19 protein-coding genes are annotated in these 16,169 nt (G+C 39.9%); 10 read left to right on the forward strand and 9 right to left on the reverse strand.

Features of this window, described 5'->3' with window-relative positions:
• Positions 1-60 precede the first annotated feature (60 nt).
• On the forward strand, positions 61-282 hold the full coding sequence (locus ACZFYI_RS00600; protein WP_008625540.1) for a DUF2795 domain-containing protein: 222 nt from the start codon (positions 61-63) through the stop codon (positions 280-282).
• Between the two features lie 26 nt (positions 283-308).
• On the opposite strand, the gene ACZFYI_RS00605 is transcribed toward ACZFYI_RS00600, so the two are convergent.
• The 5 genes from ACZFYI_RS00605 to queA all read right to left on the reverse strand — a co-directional run bounded on the left by ACZFYI_RS00605 (position 309) and on the right by queA (position 4,850).
• Positions 309-1,043 (reverse strand): LytR/AlgR family response regulator transcription factor, encoded by a 735-nt coding sequence (locus ACZFYI_RS00605; RefSeq protein ID WP_462522179.1) that lies wholly within the window; start codon positions 1,041-1,043, stop codon positions 309-311.
• Complete coding sequence (locus ACZFYI_RS00610) at positions 1,036-2,079, reverse strand: sensor histidine kinase (RefSeq protein ID WP_462522180.1); 1,044 nt, start codon at positions 2,077-2,079, stop codon at positions 1,036-1,038. Before ACZFYI_RS00610 ends, ACZFYI_RS00605 begins: the two co-directional genes overlap by 8 nt.
• 12 nt (positions 2,080-2,091) lie before the next feature.
• Positions 2,092-2,880 (reverse strand): LiaF transmembrane domain-containing protein, encoded by a 789-nt coding sequence (locus ACZFYI_RS00615; protein WP_462522181.1) that lies wholly within the window; start codon positions 2,878-2,880, stop codon positions 2,092-2,094.
• 135 nt (positions 2,881-3,015) lie between these two features.
• The gene (locus ACZFYI_RS00620; protein WP_462522182.1) at positions 3,016-3,693 is read right to left on the reverse strand and encodes a 2-C-methyl-D-erythritol 4-phosphate cytidylyltransferase; all 678 of its coding nucleotides are present in this window, start codon (positions 3,691-3,693) and stop codon (positions 3,016-3,018) included.
• Between the two features lie 107 nt (positions 3,694-3,800).
• Positions 3,801-4,850 carry a tRNA preQ1(34) S-adenosylmethionine ribosyltransferase-isomerase QueA gene (gene queA, locus ACZFYI_RS00625; RefSeq protein ID WP_462522183.1) on the reverse strand — a complete coding sequence of 350 codons (1,050 nt, stop codon included), beginning with the start codon at positions 4,848-4,850 and terminating at the stop codon, positions 3,801-3,803.
• Positions 4,851-4,973: 123 nt separating this feature from the next.
• Between queA and ACZFYI_RS00630 the strand changes: the two genes are divergently transcribed.
• Complete coding sequence (locus tag ACZFYI_RS00630; protein WP_462522184.1) at positions 4,974-6,218, forward strand: ABC transporter permease; 1,245 nt, start codon at positions 4,974-4,976, stop codon at positions 6,216-6,218.
• A 93-nt stretch (positions 6,219-6,311) separates the two neighbouring features.
• On the opposite strand, the gene recA is transcribed toward ACZFYI_RS00630, so the two are convergent.
• Entirely contained in the window at positions 6,312-7,343 is a 1,032-nt protein-coding gene (gene recA / locus ACZFYI_RS00635) for a recombinase RecA (RefSeq protein WP_462522185.1), read from the reverse strand.
• Positions 7,344-7,523: 180 nt separating this feature from the next.
• Between recA and ACZFYI_RS00640 the strand changes: the two genes are divergently transcribed.
• The 3 genes from ACZFYI_RS00640 (at position 7,524) to ACZFYI_RS00650 (ending at position 10,238) form a co-directional block, all read left to right on the forward strand.
• Complete coding sequence (locus ACZFYI_RS00640; protein WP_462522186.1) at positions 7,524-8,312, forward strand: DUF3108 domain-containing protein; 789 nt, start codon at positions 7,524-7,526, stop codon at positions 8,310-8,312.
• 151 nt (positions 8,313-8,463) lie between these two features.
• Positions 8,464-9,153, forward strand: coding sequence for a response regulator transcription factor (locus ACZFYI_RS00645; protein WP_462522187.1), 690 nt, complete (start codon positions 8,464-8,466; stop codon positions 9,151-9,153).
• A gap of 2 nt (positions 9,154-9,155) precedes the next feature.
• The gene (locus tag ACZFYI_RS00650; RefSeq protein ID WP_462522188.1) at positions 9,156-10,238 is read left to right on the forward strand and encodes a sensor histidine kinase; all 1,083 of its coding nucleotides are present in this window, start codon (positions 9,156-9,158) and stop codon (positions 10,236-10,238) included.
• Between the two features lie 16 nt (positions 10,239-10,254).
• Here ACZFYI_RS00650 and ACZFYI_RS00655 read toward each other — a convergent pair whose 3' ends face one another.
• Positions 10,255-10,638 (reverse strand): DUF3037 domain-containing protein, encoded by a 384-nt coding sequence (locus tag ACZFYI_RS00655; RefSeq protein ID WP_462522189.1) that lies wholly within the window; start codon positions 10,636-10,638, stop codon positions 10,255-10,257.
• Positions 10,616-11,419, reverse strand: coding sequence for a HipA family kinase (locus ACZFYI_RS00660; protein WP_462522190.1), 804 nt, complete (start codon positions 11,417-11,419; stop codon positions 10,616-10,618). Before ACZFYI_RS00660 ends, ACZFYI_RS00655 begins: the two co-directional genes overlap by 23 nt.
• Positions 11,420-11,631: 212 nt before the next feature.
• On the opposite strand from ACZFYI_RS00660, the gene ACZFYI_RS00665 reads away from it, so the two are divergent.
• From ACZFYI_RS00665 to tsf, 5 genes are all read left to right on the forward strand, one after another.
• A complete protein-coding gene (locus ACZFYI_RS00665) occupies positions 11,632-12,342 on the forward strand; it encodes an RluA family pseudouridine synthase (RefSeq protein ID WP_462522191.1) in 711 nt (236 codons plus the stop codon).
• Between the two features lie 121 nt (positions 12,343-12,463).
• Entirely contained in the window at positions 12,464-12,907 is a 444-nt protein-coding gene (gene rplM, locus ACZFYI_RS00670) for a 50S ribosomal protein L13 (protein ID WP_113925655.1), read from the forward strand.
• An 11-nt stretch (positions 12,908-12,918) separates the two neighbouring features.
• Positions 12,919-13,305, forward strand: coding sequence for a 30S ribosomal protein S9 (gene rpsI / locus ACZFYI_RS00675; RefSeq protein WP_462522192.1), 387 nt, complete (start codon positions 12,919-12,921; stop codon positions 13,303-13,305).
• 41 nt (positions 13,306-13,346) lie between these two features.
• Entirely contained in the window at positions 13,347-14,108 is a 762-nt protein-coding gene (rpsB, locus tag ACZFYI_RS00680; protein ID WP_462522193.1) for a 30S ribosomal protein S2, read from the forward strand.
• A gap of 102 nt (positions 14,109-14,210) precedes the next feature.
• Positions 14,211-15,041, forward strand: a complete 831-nt coding sequence (gene tsf / locus ACZFYI_RS00685; RefSeq protein WP_462522194.1) for a translation elongation factor Ts — start codon at positions 14,211-14,213, stop codon at positions 15,039-15,041.
• Positions 15,042-15,110: 69 nt separating this feature from the next.
• On the opposite strand, the gene ACZFYI_RS00690 is transcribed toward tsf, so the two are convergent.
• A partial coding sequence (locus ACZFYI_RS00690; RefSeq protein WP_462522195.1) for a sulfatase-like hydrolase/transferase occupies positions 15,111-16,169 on the reverse strand: 1,059 nt, incomplete at its 5' end.

A 16,169-nucleotide genomic window follows, 5' to 3' on the forward strand; every position in this document is an offset into this window, starting at 1 on the left:
ATTTAAAACAATTTCTATTTTTGCAGCCTGTTAAGGCTGTAAACATTTAAAACTCACACTATGTATTGGACACTAGAACTTGCGTCATATCTTGAAGACGCACCATGGCCTGCAACTAAAGACGAATTGATTGATTATGCAATCCGTTCAGGTGCTCCTTTGGAAGTTGTTGAAAACCTCCAAGAATTAGAGGATGACGGCGAGCCTTACGAAAATATCGAAGAGATATGGCCCGATTATCCGACAAAAGACGATTTCTTCTTTAATGAAGACGAATATTAAAAAAGCCCATTTTTTGGGCTTTTTTTTTAAATACCCAATACTGCTTTGAGTTTTGGCAAACCTGATTTGCTTACAGGTATACTTTCTCCACCCTTAAGTTTCAACAAGTACCCTTCTTTTTCATAAGGCTCTATCTTCGTGATCTCTGAAATATTGACAAGGAAAGACCTGTGTACCCTGACGAACTGGGAAGATTCCAACGTTTTTTCATAAAATGAAAGTGTCTTGTTTTTCAAAAATTTCCCTTCTTTGGTATAGATATTTACATAATCATCATTTGCTTCAAGGTATTTGATGTCATGCACAGGAATGATTTTGATTTCATTCTTCACCTTCAGCACCACCCTGTTGGCTGACTCATGATTCGAAGTCTCCTCGTTTTTGACAGCTTGTATTGCTTCTACATTATTACCAAGTTGAAGGTATTTCTCCAAGGATTTTGAAAACCTTGATTTGGAAAACGGCTTCAACAAATAATCAACCGCATGGGCATCAAAGGCTTTGAGTGCAAAAGCATCAAAGGCTGTAGTGAAAATCACCGACGGAGGATTGTCCAATAATTCCAACAATTCAAATCCGGTGAGTTTGGGCATCTGGATATCCAAAAAAATCAAATCCGGGTTGAATTCCTGAATGGCTTTCAAACCCTCAAAGCCATCATAACAGACTTTTTGAATTTCAAATTGTGGGAAATCGGCCAAGTATTCCTTCATCAATTCCGTTGCCAATGGCTCATCGTCTATTATCAATACTTTAATCATTCCTTTGTGGGATCTTTAAGTTGACAGTAAATACCTTTTCTTCCGCTTTGGTTTCCAGCAGGTCATTTCTTCCAAATAGTAAATATAGCCTCCTTTTGACAGCATCAAGTCCAAATCCTGTCCCTTTTGCTCTTCCTGCTTCCAGGTCAAAAGGGTTTGCCAAGGTCACTTTCAGGTAATTATTCTGCTTTTCAAACTTTATATTAATCAATACTTCCCCAATCACTCCATACAATCCGTGCTTGATGGAATTCTCCAATAGAGGTTGGATCATCAATGGAGGTACTTTTGCAACCATTGCAGATTCATCAATCTGAAATTCTACTTTCAACCTGTGGCCAAATCTCACTTTCTCAATGTCAAGGTACAAGTCTAGGTATTCTTTTTCTTCCGCAACAGTGAGCCAATTTTGATCGTCTTTTTTGATGGTACCCCTGAGAAAATCAGCCAATTGAAGGACCATTTCTCTGGCTTTCTCAGGTTGGTTTTTGATCAATGAACTGATAGAATTGAGGCTGTTGAATAAAAAATGAGGCTGCAACTGTTGCCGTAAGTGGTATAGTTCAGCATCTTTTGCCATTTGATTTATTCTTTCCTGTCGCTCCTTGGTTTTTAGCTGATCGTCAATTTTGGCATTGAACACCAAAAGGGCAGCCCAAGCAACGAACAATATGAATGCTATCAATCCTTTAAGTGGCATGACCAAAGCCGCAAAATCCAAATATCCTACTTCATCCGTTATGAAAATCTTAAGAATGTAAATTCCAGCAAATATCAAAGCTGCTGCAAGAATTCCTCCTACATTCAGCACCATCCAAGCCTTGGAACGTTCAGGAAGGTAATATTTGAATACATTCTCCAACAACCAAAACCCCAATAAAATCAAGGTGGTATGGATAGCTGTATCAATGGCAGCGGTTTTGAGAGGGTATCCATAGTGACTGATCAGATACGCCAAAGCCACTATCCAAAGCAGGATAGCGACTAAGGTTTTTAACCAATCGAAATTATTGCGTGAAATAAGATTTCTCAGCATTTGGAATTTCAGTTAGAAGGATTTGATTTCCAATCCTCCAAAAATGATGGAACCATATATTCTCAAAACCTTTGTTCCATCCGTAGGAGTTTGTGGATACATCCTCTTGTCCTCTATGCCGGCAAAGATATTGGTCACATTGATCTGAAGTTCCCAATGTGGAGGAACGATTAATTTCACTCCGCCAAAGGCCACTTCTACATTGATGATCGCTCCATCAGCGAGATCTGCTTGGGATAGGTCGAGGTCTGTTCCACCGAAAATCGCTGAAATTTTACCTCCTTTGAAGTTTTTAGATAACACTCTTTTTTGAATCCCTGTAAACAAAGCCTGGGCATTGATGGTGTCTCCGGTATCAGAATAGGGAATGGATTGGGGTTTTGCAAAGGTCGCATTTGTCGGATCTGTGGAGGATCCAATTGGCTTGTCGGTCTTGTTATAGGACTTAAAAAAGTCATCTGTGAATCTGTTCCTGTCATTGTTCCTTTTCAATATCAAGAAAATACCGAGTACAATCAAACCAATCGGTATAAGGTAAGGCTGGATTTCCATAGGGATTCCAAGTTCCTTTTTGACCAAAAAGAATGATCCAAACAACAACATAAACACGCCGAAGCCACTTTGGAAATTATGCTTGATCAGACTGACTATACCAATGGCGATGAAAATCATCGGCCATGAAAAAAACCATCCGGGAAACCAGAATCCCATTGCTTTCAATAATAACACCCCGCCGATTGCAAGGATAATGATGCCTGCTGTGAGGTCATTGTTTTTGGAGGAAAATTTATTCTTTGCCATGATTGAGATTGATTTGATTAATATTGATTTGATGATGACAAAGCTATATCAGGGATCAAAAAAAACTTAACGGTAATAGGCTACCGCCTGAAGATTCTCGGTGAATGCAGGGAATTTCTAGGTAAACGGAATTAACTAGCCTAGCCTTTTGATCAAAAAGTCGGCGAAAACCATATCATCAGGACTGGTTATTTTGATGTTTTCGGGATTTCCGGAGATCAATTCGACCTGCCATCCCTGATGCTCGTAAACCGTGGCATCGTCAGTGAAATGATACAGTTCAGTGACATCAAATGCTTTTTTTATTTTGGACAGCAAAAAAGTCTGCGGAGTCTGTACCAGCCTAAAATTCTGTCTTTCTTGAAAAAATGATTTTCCGTCATCGGTCAGTTTTCTAAGCGAATCTTTCAAAGAAACGACAGCGATGGCAGACCCTTTTTCTTTAGCTACTTTGAAGCTGTCAAGGATTACATCGGGATTTACAAAAGGTCTAACTCCATCATGAATAGCAACAAGCCCTTCATCCCCCACAATTGAATCCAAGCCATTCTTGACAGACTGAAATCTACTGTTACCTCCCTTTACTATTGAATATGGAATTTCAAAATGGCGCCGTTCACACAAATCCTCCCAAAATCCAAAATCATTTTCTGGAATAACCAAAATTAATTGGATGTCAGGGATGGTATGATAAAAAACCTCAAGTGTATGCATCAGAATAGGCTTTCCTCCTATTTCTAAATATTGTTTGGAAATCGGTGCTCCCATGCGGGTTCCGCTGCCTCCAGCTACAATGATTGCGAACTTATTCATCTTGAAATTTGATGGCCAAAAGTAAAAATTTCTTTGTTTTCCTGTTTTATCACAAGATCAAAAAATAATCAACAATAAAAAAAGGCTCTTTCGAGCCTTTCAATATTTTAGAGAATCAACATCGCATCCCCATAGGAGAAGAATCTGTACTTTTCTTTGATAGCTTCTTTGTAAGCTTTCATCACCAAATCATAGCCTCCGAATGCTGAGGCAGTCATCAGCAAAGTTGATTCCGGCAAATGGAAATTGGTAATCAAAGCATTTGCGATTTTGAAATCGTATTGCGGGATGATAAACTTATCGGTCCAACCGCTGCTTACTTTCAATCGGTTATTGGCCGTCACAGAAGATTCGACAGTTTTCAAAGTCGTAGTACCTACAGCCACTACCCTCTTCTTGTTGTCCAAGGCTTCATTGACCAAATCAACCGTCTTTTGAGGAATATCGTAATTCTCAGAATCCATTTTGTGTTTAGTCAGGTCTTCTACATCTACCTGTCTAAAGGTTCCCAATCCCACATGTAGGGTAATTGGGCAAACTTCAACACCTTTAAGTTCCAGCCTTTTCAACAAATGAGGTGTAAAGTGAAGACCGGCAGTAGGGGCAGCTACAGCACCAACATTCTTTGCGAAAATAGTCTGGTATCTCTCCCTGTCTTCAGTTTCAACTTTGCGCTCTATAAATTCCTTTAAGATTGGAGTTTCACCAAGAGTATCTATGGTTTTGTAAAACTCCTCATCAGACCCATCAAACAAGAACCTGATGGTTCTTCCACGAGAGGTAGTGTTGTCAATAACCTCGGCCACCAAGTCACTGTCACCAAAATAAAGTTTGTTTCCAACCCTTATTTTTCTTGCAGGATCTACCAAGACATCCCATAATCTCAGGTCTTGGTTCAATTCTCTCAAAAGAAAAACCTCGATTTTTGCACCTGTTTTCTCTTTGTTACCGTACAACCTTGCAGGGAATACTTTGGTGTCGTTCATGACAAATACGTCACCGTCACCAAAATACTCAATGATGTCTTTGAAAATACGGTGCTCAATTTCACCTGTTTTTCTATTGACCACCATGAGTCGGGATTCGTCTCTATTTGGAGTGGGATATAAAGAAATTAATTTTTTGGGGACGTCGAATTTAAAGTCGGATAACTTCATAGGTTATGAATATGATATTCTAATTGCTTGGTCTTAATTTAAGATTTAAAAACCGCAAAGTTAAAAATAAAAATCCCGAATTCTACTTATATTGCCAATTACTTTTAAAACAACTTCTTAGACGTGATATTTCTAAAATTAACCTGGGAAAGCTTGAGGTTTGCAATGCAGGCACTCAAATCCAACTTGACAAGAACCATTCTTTCTCTATTGGGAGTAACAGTGGGGATTTTCGCGATCATCGCTGTATTTACTTTGGTGGATTCCCTTGAAAAAAACATCAAATCAAGTTTTAGCTTTTTAGGAAGCAATGTGGTTACAATTAACAGATTCCAGTTTGTAGGAGGGCCGGACTATCCTTGGTGGAAATACTTCAGGAGACCTTACAGTACCTATTCGGAATACGTATTTCTTAAAGAAAAACTAAGAAATGCCGAGGCTGTTTCCTTTTCAGCCGGAGCTAATACCACTGTACAATTTGGGAGTAATTCTTACAAAGGTACCAACCTGAGTGGGGTATCGTATACCTATAAGGACGTATACGATGTTCCTGTACAATCAGGGAGATTTTTTACTGAATCTGAAATAAATGCCGCTAAAAACATTGCGATCGTCGGAATAAAGGTGGCGAATACGCTATTTCCAAATACAGATCCTTTGGGAAAAGAAATTAAAATCAAAGGTGGGAAATTTGTTGTTATTGGGGTTTTCGAAGAGGAAGGAGAAGGATTATTTGAAATAGCTTCCAAAGATGAGGCTGTCATGATTCCTTATGGTAGTTTCACAAAATTGTTTTTTGTAGGAAAAAACGGAATCGAGCCAAGTATTGCTGTCAAAGGAATGGATAGTGACATAGGCATGGTGGCTTTGGAAAATGAAATCATTGGATCTTTGAGGGCCAAAAGGGGATTGAAACCTACAGAAGAAGACAATTTCTCCCTCAACAAATCGGAATTTATCATGAATACAATTGGATCCATCTTTGACGTCATCAGCGGAGCCGGTTGGGTTATTGGTGGTTTTTCGATCCTGGTTGGTGGATTTGGCATCGCCAATATCATGTTTGTATCTGTAAAAGAAAGAACCAATATCATCGGTATCCAAAAATCCCTTGGCGCCAAAAATTATTTCATTCTGTTTCAGTTTCTGTTTGAGGCGATTTTTCTGAGCCTGATCGGAGGTATGGCTGGGATAATTATTGTATATGGCATGACATTTATCCAATTAGGGACGTTGGAACTAGTGTTGTCATTCAAAAATATTGTTCTCGGATTGGGTATTTCTTCGATTATTGGAATTGTTTCAGGAATAGTTCCTGCGACTCTTGCTGCAAGGCTAGATCCTGTGGAAGCTATCAGGGCTGCTTAAAATATATAGCTAAAAAAAATACCCCCATAAAAAACTTTTGATTTTATGGGGGTATTTTTTTATTTGAAACGAAATTACTTTTTGGGTTTTCTCTTATTCTTCACCTTTTTCCTCTTTAAGAGAGACAGCTCCCAATCCCGCTTTTTCTTTTATTTTATTTTCGAGTTCTTCCATCAGCTCAGGATTGTCCAGCAAAATCGCTTTAACCGAATCTCTTCCCTGTCCCAATTTGTTCCCCTCATAGGAGAACCATGAACCTGCTTTCTTGATAATTTCAAATTCCACGCCAATGTCAATGATTTCCCCGACTTTGGAAATACCCTGTCCATACATGATGTCAAATTCTACTACTTTGAATGGTGGGGCAACTTTGTTTTTTACGACTTTTACCTTAGTCCTATTACCCAAAATATTGTCAGCACCTTCTTTGATCTGTCCGATCCTTCTGATATCTAGCCTTACCGAAGCATAGAATTTCAGAGCATTACCCCCTGTGGTGGTCTCAGGATTTCCAAACATCACACCGATTTTATCCCTCAATTGGTTGATGAAAATACAGGCACAGCCGGTTTTATTGATTGCACCTGTCAATTTTCTTAGCGCCTGTGACATCAATCTTGCCTGAAGTCCCATCTTGCTGTCACCCATTTCTCCCTCTAATTCTCCCTTTGGTACCAAGGCTGCCACCGAGTCAATTACAATAATGTCGATCGCGCCAGACCTGATCAGATGCTCCGCTATTTCCAAAGCCTGTTCTCCATTATCCGGTTGCGAAATCAATAGATTTTCAGTATCAATCCCTAGCTTTTCTGCATAGCTTTTATCAAAAGCATGCTCTGCGTCGATGAAAGCTGCAAGTCCTCCGGCCTTTTGGGCTTCCGCAATACAATGTAATGTCAAGGTTGTTTTCCCGGAAGACTCCGGTCCGTATATTTCTGTCACCCTTCCACGCGGAATCCCCCCGATACCCAATGCCATGTCCAAGCCCAAAGATCCTGTTGAAATGGCAGGAATGTCCTGAACCTTATTGTCACTCAGCTTCATGACGGTACCTTTTCCGTATGTCTTTTCCAGCTTGTCAATGGTCAGCTGAAGTGCTTTTAATTTCTCAGTGTTTACGCTCATAAGTGAATATTATCAAAACTTTGATTTGAATTTGTTAAATTATTAATTGATAATTGGAGCCCGAACACTTCCAAAAAGGATTACGTATTTATACTTTGCGGCACCAAAAATCCGTAATATTAAATATATCGCTAATATTGAAATAAGAATTGAAAACCTCTTGGTAGAACAGAAAAATTAATGAAAAAACAGTTCAAAAAGTCAGTAATTGTCACAATACTTTTTCTGTGGGGATGGCATTCTGGTTTTTCACAGAAAAACACTGCTTTTCAAAAAGGTGAAGAACTGCTTTTTAAAGTCAGTTTTGGTTTTTTCGACGCTGCGGAAGCCAAAATGGTAGTCAATCCGGAAGTTTCTTCCATCAACGGTATCCCCAGCTACAAAATTGATGTCTTTGGACAGACACTCGGTGTTTTCAAACTATTTTATGTGAAGGACAATTGGGGCAGCTATCTCGATACCACAAAAATAATCCCCCATCATTCATACAGGCATATAGAAGAAGGACGCTACCGAAAACATGAACAGGTGGCTTTTGATCATAAAAAGAAAAATGCACATGTAAAATTATACGACAGAGACAACCTAAATGTAATTGATACAAAAGATTATCCAATACCGCCTCAAGTACAGGATATCGTCAGTGGCTTTTATTTTTTAAGAACTCTTGATTTTAAGAAATTCAAGCCCGGGGACACCATCCATCTGACAGGATTTTTTGACAAAGAAACATATAACGTAAAATTAATATACAAGAAAAAGGAATGGATAGAAACAAGTATTGGGAAGTTTGAATCCTATGTATTGGTACCTGTCATTCCCAAAAACAAATTGTTTAGAGGAGACCATCCTATCTCTGTATGGGTATCTAATGACAAAAATAAAATCCCACTTAGAATAAAGGCAAAGCTAATGATCGGGTCCTTGGATATGGAAATCATGGAAGCCAAAAATTTGCGTAATAATTAATTTACAGTCAGTTAACATTTGATTAATATTCAGGGCGAGTAAAAAAATTTTATGTTGTATTTGATGCCTTTGACATTATTAAATCATTTTTTTGTGGTGTCTTTTTATAAATTAGCATCACATTAGTGCAAAATTAATACTTTATTTTCCAATGGGTGACAAACAAAAGATCAAAATTCTGGTAGTTGATGACGAACCTGATATCATTGATATTCTAAAATATAACCTTAAAAAGGAAGGATATGAGGTTGAATGCGCAGAAGACGGGATCAAAGCTGTGAAAATCGCATCTAAATTTCTACCTGACGTCATCCTTTTGGATATTATGATGCCCAATCAGGATGGCGTGGAAACCTGCAGGCAAATCCGGGAAATCCCTGAACTTAAAGGAACATTTATCATTTTTCTGACAGCAAGATCGGAAGAGTATTCTGAAGTAGCTGCCTTTGATGTCGGGGCAGATGATTACATCACCAAGCCAATAAAACCGAGGGCTTTAATGAGTAGAATTGCGGCACTTTTCAGACGTGAGGCCAAAAAAGAAAATGAAGTCGCACAGATCAAAATCAAAGACCTTATCATTGACCGCACGAGTTATACCATTGATAAAAACGGCAAAACCATCACCCTTCCCAAAAAAGAGTTTGAACTGTTGTATTTTCTGGCCAAAAACCCTAATATAGTTTTTAGCAGAGATGATTTATTGCAGAATATCTGGGGTACAGATGTTTTTGTATTGGCAAGAACTGTCGACGTACACATCAGAAAAGTCCGTGAAAAAATTGGAGAGGATTACATTACTACTGTGAAAGGAGTAGGTTATAAATTCGAATTGAATTAAATATGCTTACCACATCGAGGGGTATTTCATTGATTTTGGCCTTGGCTATCTCTGCCCTGACAGTTGCATTTTTATTGTTATTGGATGAAGCCACCCCAAAACTACTGATTGTTGCGGGTGGTATTTCTTTATCCGTCTCCTACATTTTGACGAGCATAGCCCTTGAGTTTTTGGTTTTCAAAGAGATCAGTGACATCTACAATGTCTTGGAAAAAATCCAAAAAAAAGACTATTCCAACATTCCTGAAAAGTCAGACAAACTTTCGATTTCTCCTTTGAGAAGAATCAACTCCTCAATCAACGTCTATGCACAGACCAAAAACAAGGAAATCGAGGCCTTGCAAAAAAACGCCGAGTTCCGTAGGGAGTTTATTGCAGACATTTCTCATGAATTGAAAACCCCGATTTTTGCGGCACAAGGATATATCCATACATTGCTTGATGGCGCAGTGGATGACAAGTCTGTCAGGCTGAAATTTCTCAAACGTGCCGCAAAAAGCCTCAATGCTTTGGACAAACTAGTTCAGGATCTCCTCACGCTCAACCAAATGGAAAGCGGTGTGGTCAAATTCCATTTTGAAACTTTTGACTTGAAAGACTTGATCCATGAAGTCATCGAGGATCTGGAGCATAAAGCTGCCAAACGGGACATGCTGATCCGTTTCTTTTATGATAAAGAAAAAAGCTTCAATACTGTTGCGGATAAAGATAAAATTTTTAGAGTCTGTCAAAACCTGATTTCCAATGCTCTCAAATATAACAATGACGGAGGCGAGGTGGAAGTACATCTCAAAACCCACAAAAACCAGGTCACTGTAGAAGTCAAAGACAATGGAAAAGGAATTCCTGCAGAGGACCTAAAGCGTATTTTTGAAAGGTTTTACAGGGTAGAAAAAAGCAGGTCCAGAGAAAGAGGTGGCACCGGCCTAGGACTTGCCATTGTCAAGCATATTTTGGAAGGGCACAAAAGCAAAATATCTGTAAGCAGTACTTTGGGCAAAGGTTCTATCTTCAGCTTTGAACTGCCTTTGGAAAAGTCCCCTGAAAAGACTGTTCTTAAAACTCTAAATTCATTGTTTGTCTGAAATGGCCCAATCTAGGTCAGACTACAAATTGAGCAAAAAGTTCATCCAATGTTTTTTTCAAATCTTCAGTAAGCCCTCCGTGCGGGCGTGAAGTCTGAATCATTGAGCTTCTTTGCGCAGTAAGCCATCTGAACCTTGAAGCAGGATCCATCCCTGCTATAGGGCTTGATGATTTTTTCCCCTCACAGATTTTGGTAAATGAGTTTAGATAATCTTGTAGTAAAGCCAAATCCACTTCTGGATCCAAAGCCAAAAGCTTTCTTTCATCCAAATGTATCTTGCTCTCAAGAAATTTTTCTTTCTTAGAACATAGAATCACACCAACATTGACAAATTCCTCACGCTCCACCCGTGGAACTACACGGATGACTGCATATTCATATAAGTGTCTGCCTTGCATCTTGCGCTTCTTTTACAAATACATCTGAATGTTCCAATCTGAGAGATAGGAATTTCCCATAAACCAACCTTGCTTCTTCAGCCGTTTCCACATCCCTCGAAGCTAAAAGCCATTCATCGGGTATGGTTTCAATCAAACTAATTATCCGGTCCCTCTTTAATTTTTCTTTGAATTCCTCATTGACTTCCTCCAACTTATCCGCGTAAGGCAAAAGGACATGGTCTTTGATGGAAGTAAAAGGTCCTGATGCATGTCTTTCCCAATTGTCCCAGGAATGGTGGAACAAAAATGCCGCGCCATGGTCTATCAACCAAAGTTCACGCTTCCAGATCAGCATATTGGAATTGCGAAAAGTCCGGTCCACATTGGTAATCAAAGCGTCGAGCCATACAATCTTTGATGCAAGAAAGCCATCGACTTTGGTAGCTCCAGGGTCGAAGGTGAGTGCTTTTGATAAAAAGTGCAAGCCAAGGTTCAACCCCTGACTTCCTTTGAGCAAATCCTGGATTTCCTCATCTCCTTCTGACCTACCAAATGCTTCATCGAGGTACGCAAACACCAATTCAGGAACTTTCAGCCCAAGCATCCTTGCGATTTCCCCTCCCAACAATTCTGAAATCAGTGCCTTTTCCCGCTGACCTGCGCCACGGAACTTGAGAACATAATCAAACCCATCGTCAGCTTCCGCCAAGGCAGGCAAGGAACCTCCTTCACGCAGCGGCATCACATAGCGCATGACATTGACCGTACGGAGGTGGAGATTTTGAAAAGTTGTATCCATGATAATTTCAATAGGAAGAATTCAGATTGTAAAGTTATTAGATCTTAGAATATATTCACCGAAGTATATTAAGCTGAATCAGATTAGAAAATATTGTATTTCTAAATTAAATCAAGAATCACTTTGGTGAAGTCTGTCAACAATATTCTGACAAAATTTTTTGCACTGATATTAATTCTCTAATTTTGCGCCCCTGTTAGGAGAAGATAAGCATGAAAAAAATTGATTTTAAGGACCTTATTCTGTTTGAAAGCGAGGATTACCTTGTCATCAATAAACTTCCCTATTTGTCTACATTGGACGATAGGCACGAGGCACAAAACATCCTTGACCTTGCCAAACAGTATATCCCGGATGCACAGGTATGCCACAGACTCGACAAGGAAACCTCAGGTTGCTTGGTCATTGCCAAAAATCCCGAAGCTTACCGGAATATTGCGATCCAGTTTGAAGACAGGAAAGTAAATAAAGTCTACCATGCTGTGGTGGAAGGCATTCACGAATACAAAGAGGTATTGGTGGACAAGAAAATCCACGCTAACAATAAGGGCATTGCAAAATTGACCAAGGACGGCAAACCAGCCCAGACCATTTTCAATACAATCAAAACTTATTATGCCCATTCCTTGATCGAATGTAAGCCGATTACCGGAAGACTTCATCAAATCAGAATTCACCTTGCCTATCTGAGATCCCCGATATGTGGTGATGACACTTATGGGGGAAAGCCGGTTTATCTTTCTGCACTTAAGCGAAGATTCAATCTGAAAAAGGGCACAGATGAATTGCCGATTATGCAGCGGGTATCGCTCCATGCCTATTCGATCGGGTTCAAAGGAACCAAAGAAGAAAGGATTGAAGTAGTCGCACCTTACCCAAAAGACTTTGATGTATTGGTCAAACAACTAGAGAAAAATGGCTAACTCAAAGAAAATGTGGGCAATAAATTTGATTCTTTTGCAATAAAAAGAAATTACTTCTATCTTTGTGTCCCTTTTTGAGGGTGAAGTATATTTAACAAGCTAATAATTAAACATTTACACAGTGGATACATTAAGCTACAAGACCAAATCAGCGAATGCTGCTACTGTAGAGAAGAACTGGGTGGTAGTGGATGCCCAGGCTGCAGTATTAGGTAGATTTGCGAGTGAGGTTGCAAAAATTTTGAGGGGTAAGCACAAGCCTTACTACACCCCTCATGTAGACTGCGGAGACAACGTGATTGTCATCAATGCAGACAAGGTAAGGCTGACCGGCAGAAAAATGGACGAAAAAGTCTATGTTCGCCATACAGGCTACCCAGGTGGGCAGCGTATTTCTACACCAAAATTGCTGAAGGCTAAGTCTTCTTCAATCCTTGTAGAAAAAGCTGTCAGAGGTATGCTTCCAAAGACCAGACTTGGAAGCCAATTGTACAGAAATCTGTTTGTTTACAATGGTCCTGAGCATCCTCATGCTGCACAGCAACCAAAAGAACTCAAATTCTAATCCCAGGATACATGGAAATCATCAATACAATAGGTAGAAGGAAGACATCAGTCGCCAGAATCTACATGCAACCGGGCAAAGGAGAGATCTCTGTAAACGACAGAACGATCGAAACTTATTTCCCTTTCGAACTACACCAGATCATTGTAAAGCAACCATTGGCACTAGTAGGTGTTGAAGGTTCTTATGATATCAAAATCAATCTGGACGGTGGCGGTATCACAGGACAAGCTGAAGCGGCTAGGATGGCAATATCCAGAGCGCTTTGCGAATTCGATGCTGAACACAGATCTGCTTTGAAAAAAGAAGGATTCCTTACCAGAGATCCAAGAATGGTCGAGCGTAAGAAGCCGGGACGTAGAAAAGCAAGAAGGAGATTCCAGTTCTCCAAACGTTAATCAGGAATTCTTTGAATTTTATATCGTAACTATATTTATTAATGGCACAAATAGAATATAAAGACTTACTGGATGCTGGTGTTCACTTTGGACACTTGACGAGAAAGTGGGATCCAAGAATGGCCCCGTATATCTTCATGGAGAAGAACGGTATCCATATCATTGACCTAAACAAAACGCTTGTTTGCCTCGAAGAAGCATCCAACGCAATCAAGCAGATCGTACGCTCAGGAAAAAAAGTAATGTTCGTCGCTACCAAAAAGCAGGCGAAAGACTTGGTGGCGGAAGAAGCAAAAAGACTTAACATGCCTTTCGTAACTGAAAGATGGTTAGGTGGTATGCTTACCAACTTTGCTACTATCCGCAAGTCGTTGAAAAAAATGTCTACCATCGACAAAATGATGAAGGAAGACGCTTACACCAACCTTGCTAAAAAAGAGCGTTTGATGATCACAAGACAAAGAGAGAAAATGGAAAGTGTTTTGGGAGGTATAGCTGACCTTACAAGACTTCCTGCAGCTCTTTTCATAGTTGACATCAAAAGAGAACACATTGCGATCGCAGAAGCACAAAAGCTTGGTATCCCTGTATTCGCATTGGTAGATACCAACTCTAACCCGAATGAGGTGGAGTTTCCAATCCCTGCCAATGACGATGCATACAAATCCATCTCTTTGTTGATCAAAGCGTTTGGTACAGCTATCGAAGAAGGTCTTTCCGAGAGGAAAAGAGACAAGGAAGATGCCAAACTTACCGAAGAGGAAGAGGCAAAAAAAGCTGTCGACGCTGAGACACAAGAGTAATCCACTTTGATATACTGATTACAAAAATTGAACATAAGGTCTCGCCCTGTGTTCAATTTTTTGTTTAATATGAATTTCTAAAAAAAACAAAAGACAATAACAATGGCTATTACTGCACAAGAAGTAAACAAACTGAGACAAATGACAGGTGCCGGTATGATGGACTGCAAAAAAGCCCTTACCGAAGCTGAAGGTGATTTTGAGAAAGCAATCGACATCCTTAGAAAGAAAGGTCAGAAAGTTTCAGCTTCCAGAGCTGACAGAGAAACCAAAGAAGGTACCATCGTCACTCACGTAAGCGCTGACGGTACTGTCGGTACTTTACTTTCATTGACTTGCGAAACTGACTTTGTAGCCAAAAACGAAGGATTCGTAAGCTTCGCAAACGAATTATTGGCAATTGCTACAAGCAATAATGCAGCTACAACTGAAGCAATCCTTGCACTCCCATATGAATCAATCACTGTTCAGGACAAGATCATTGAAATGACAGGAAAAATCGGTGAGAAAATCGAAATCTCCCATTATGAAGTCATCAAAGGCGAAACTGTAGTTCCTTACATCCACTCCAATGGTAAATTGGGCGTGTTGGTTTCCTTGGTCAATACCAAAGGATCTGATGTAGAGGAAGCAGGAAAAGACGTTGCCATGCAGATTGCGGCTATGAACCCTGTAGCGGTAGACAAGGACGGAGTGGATGCTTCTACCGTCGAAAGAGAAATCGAAATCGGCAAAGACCAAGCAAGACAAGAAGGCAAGCCTGAAGAGATGTTGGAAAAAATCGCTTTGGGTAAATTGCAGAAATTCTACAAGGAAAACACTTTGCTGAGCCAAGCTTTTGTAAAAGATAACTCCAAGACCATCGCACAATACCTTGACGGTGTAAGCAAAGGTTTGACCGTTTCAGCTTTCAAGAGAATTACAATAGGTTAATTGCTTTCTTTGACTGTACTCATTTAAAGTAAAAACAATCAAAACCTCCGGTTAACCCGGAGGTTTTTTTTATTCAAACAGTTTAAAGACAGGATTGGTGGTGCGTGCCTCCATAAAAAGTCTTGCCATTTCATTGACCAAATCAGGATTTTCGGCAGAGACATCGATGGATTCTGAAGGATCATTTTTAAGGTTGTACAATTCAATCGGAGCATTTTTATCTTTTTTGACATTAAGTCTTACTGCCTTCCAATCTCCTTTGCGAATTGCCTGTCTTCCTCCCAATTCTACAAATTCCCAATAGAGATAATCATGTTGTTTTTGACCTGATTCTCCTTTCAAGGTTGGAACCAATGAGATCCCATCAATTTCTCCTTCAATTTTCTCTCCTACTATCTCTGCCAAAGTCGGCAAGAAATCCCAAAATGCTGAAACATGCTCAGTCTGTGTCCCGGGCTTGGTCTGTCCCGGCCATTTGACAATCAGCGAAGTCTTGATCCCTCCTTCATAAAGGTCTCTCTTATATCCTCTTTTTCCCGCATTGCTTTGGAAAAAGTCAGGATCATTGCCTCCTTCCTGATGTGGCCCATTATCAGATGCAAAAATGATGATAGTGTTTTCCGTTAGACCAAGTTCCTCAAGTTTTGAAACGATCTCGCCGACCTGCCTGTCGAGTTGCTCCACCATTGCAGCATACGTTGCCCTTGGATACTCCACAGATTGGTATCCGGGAATAATGATATCAGGACCATAGTCATGTCCTTTTGGAGCATTATATGGTTTTTCTTCCCCAAACATCTCCCGGTATTTTCGCAATAAAACAGTGTCTGAAGCCGCCAATTCTGCATGGGGTGTAACCATAGGTACAAACATGAAAAACGGCTTTTCTTTATTGATTTCGATAAATTTCAAGGATTCTTGATGGATGAGTTCTGGCGCATAGGTTGTTTTGTTGGTCCAGTCATTCCCTTCTAGCATCACCTTTTGATTGTTGTTCCATAGGTATTCCGGATAATACCGATGTGCATACCGTTGGCAATTATATCCGTAAAACTGATCAAAACCCTGGTTGTTTGGATCACCAGAAGTTCCGATAAAACCCAGTCCCCATTTTCCAAAAGCACCGGT

It is taken from the genome of Aquiflexum sp. (genome assembly GCF_977115555.1).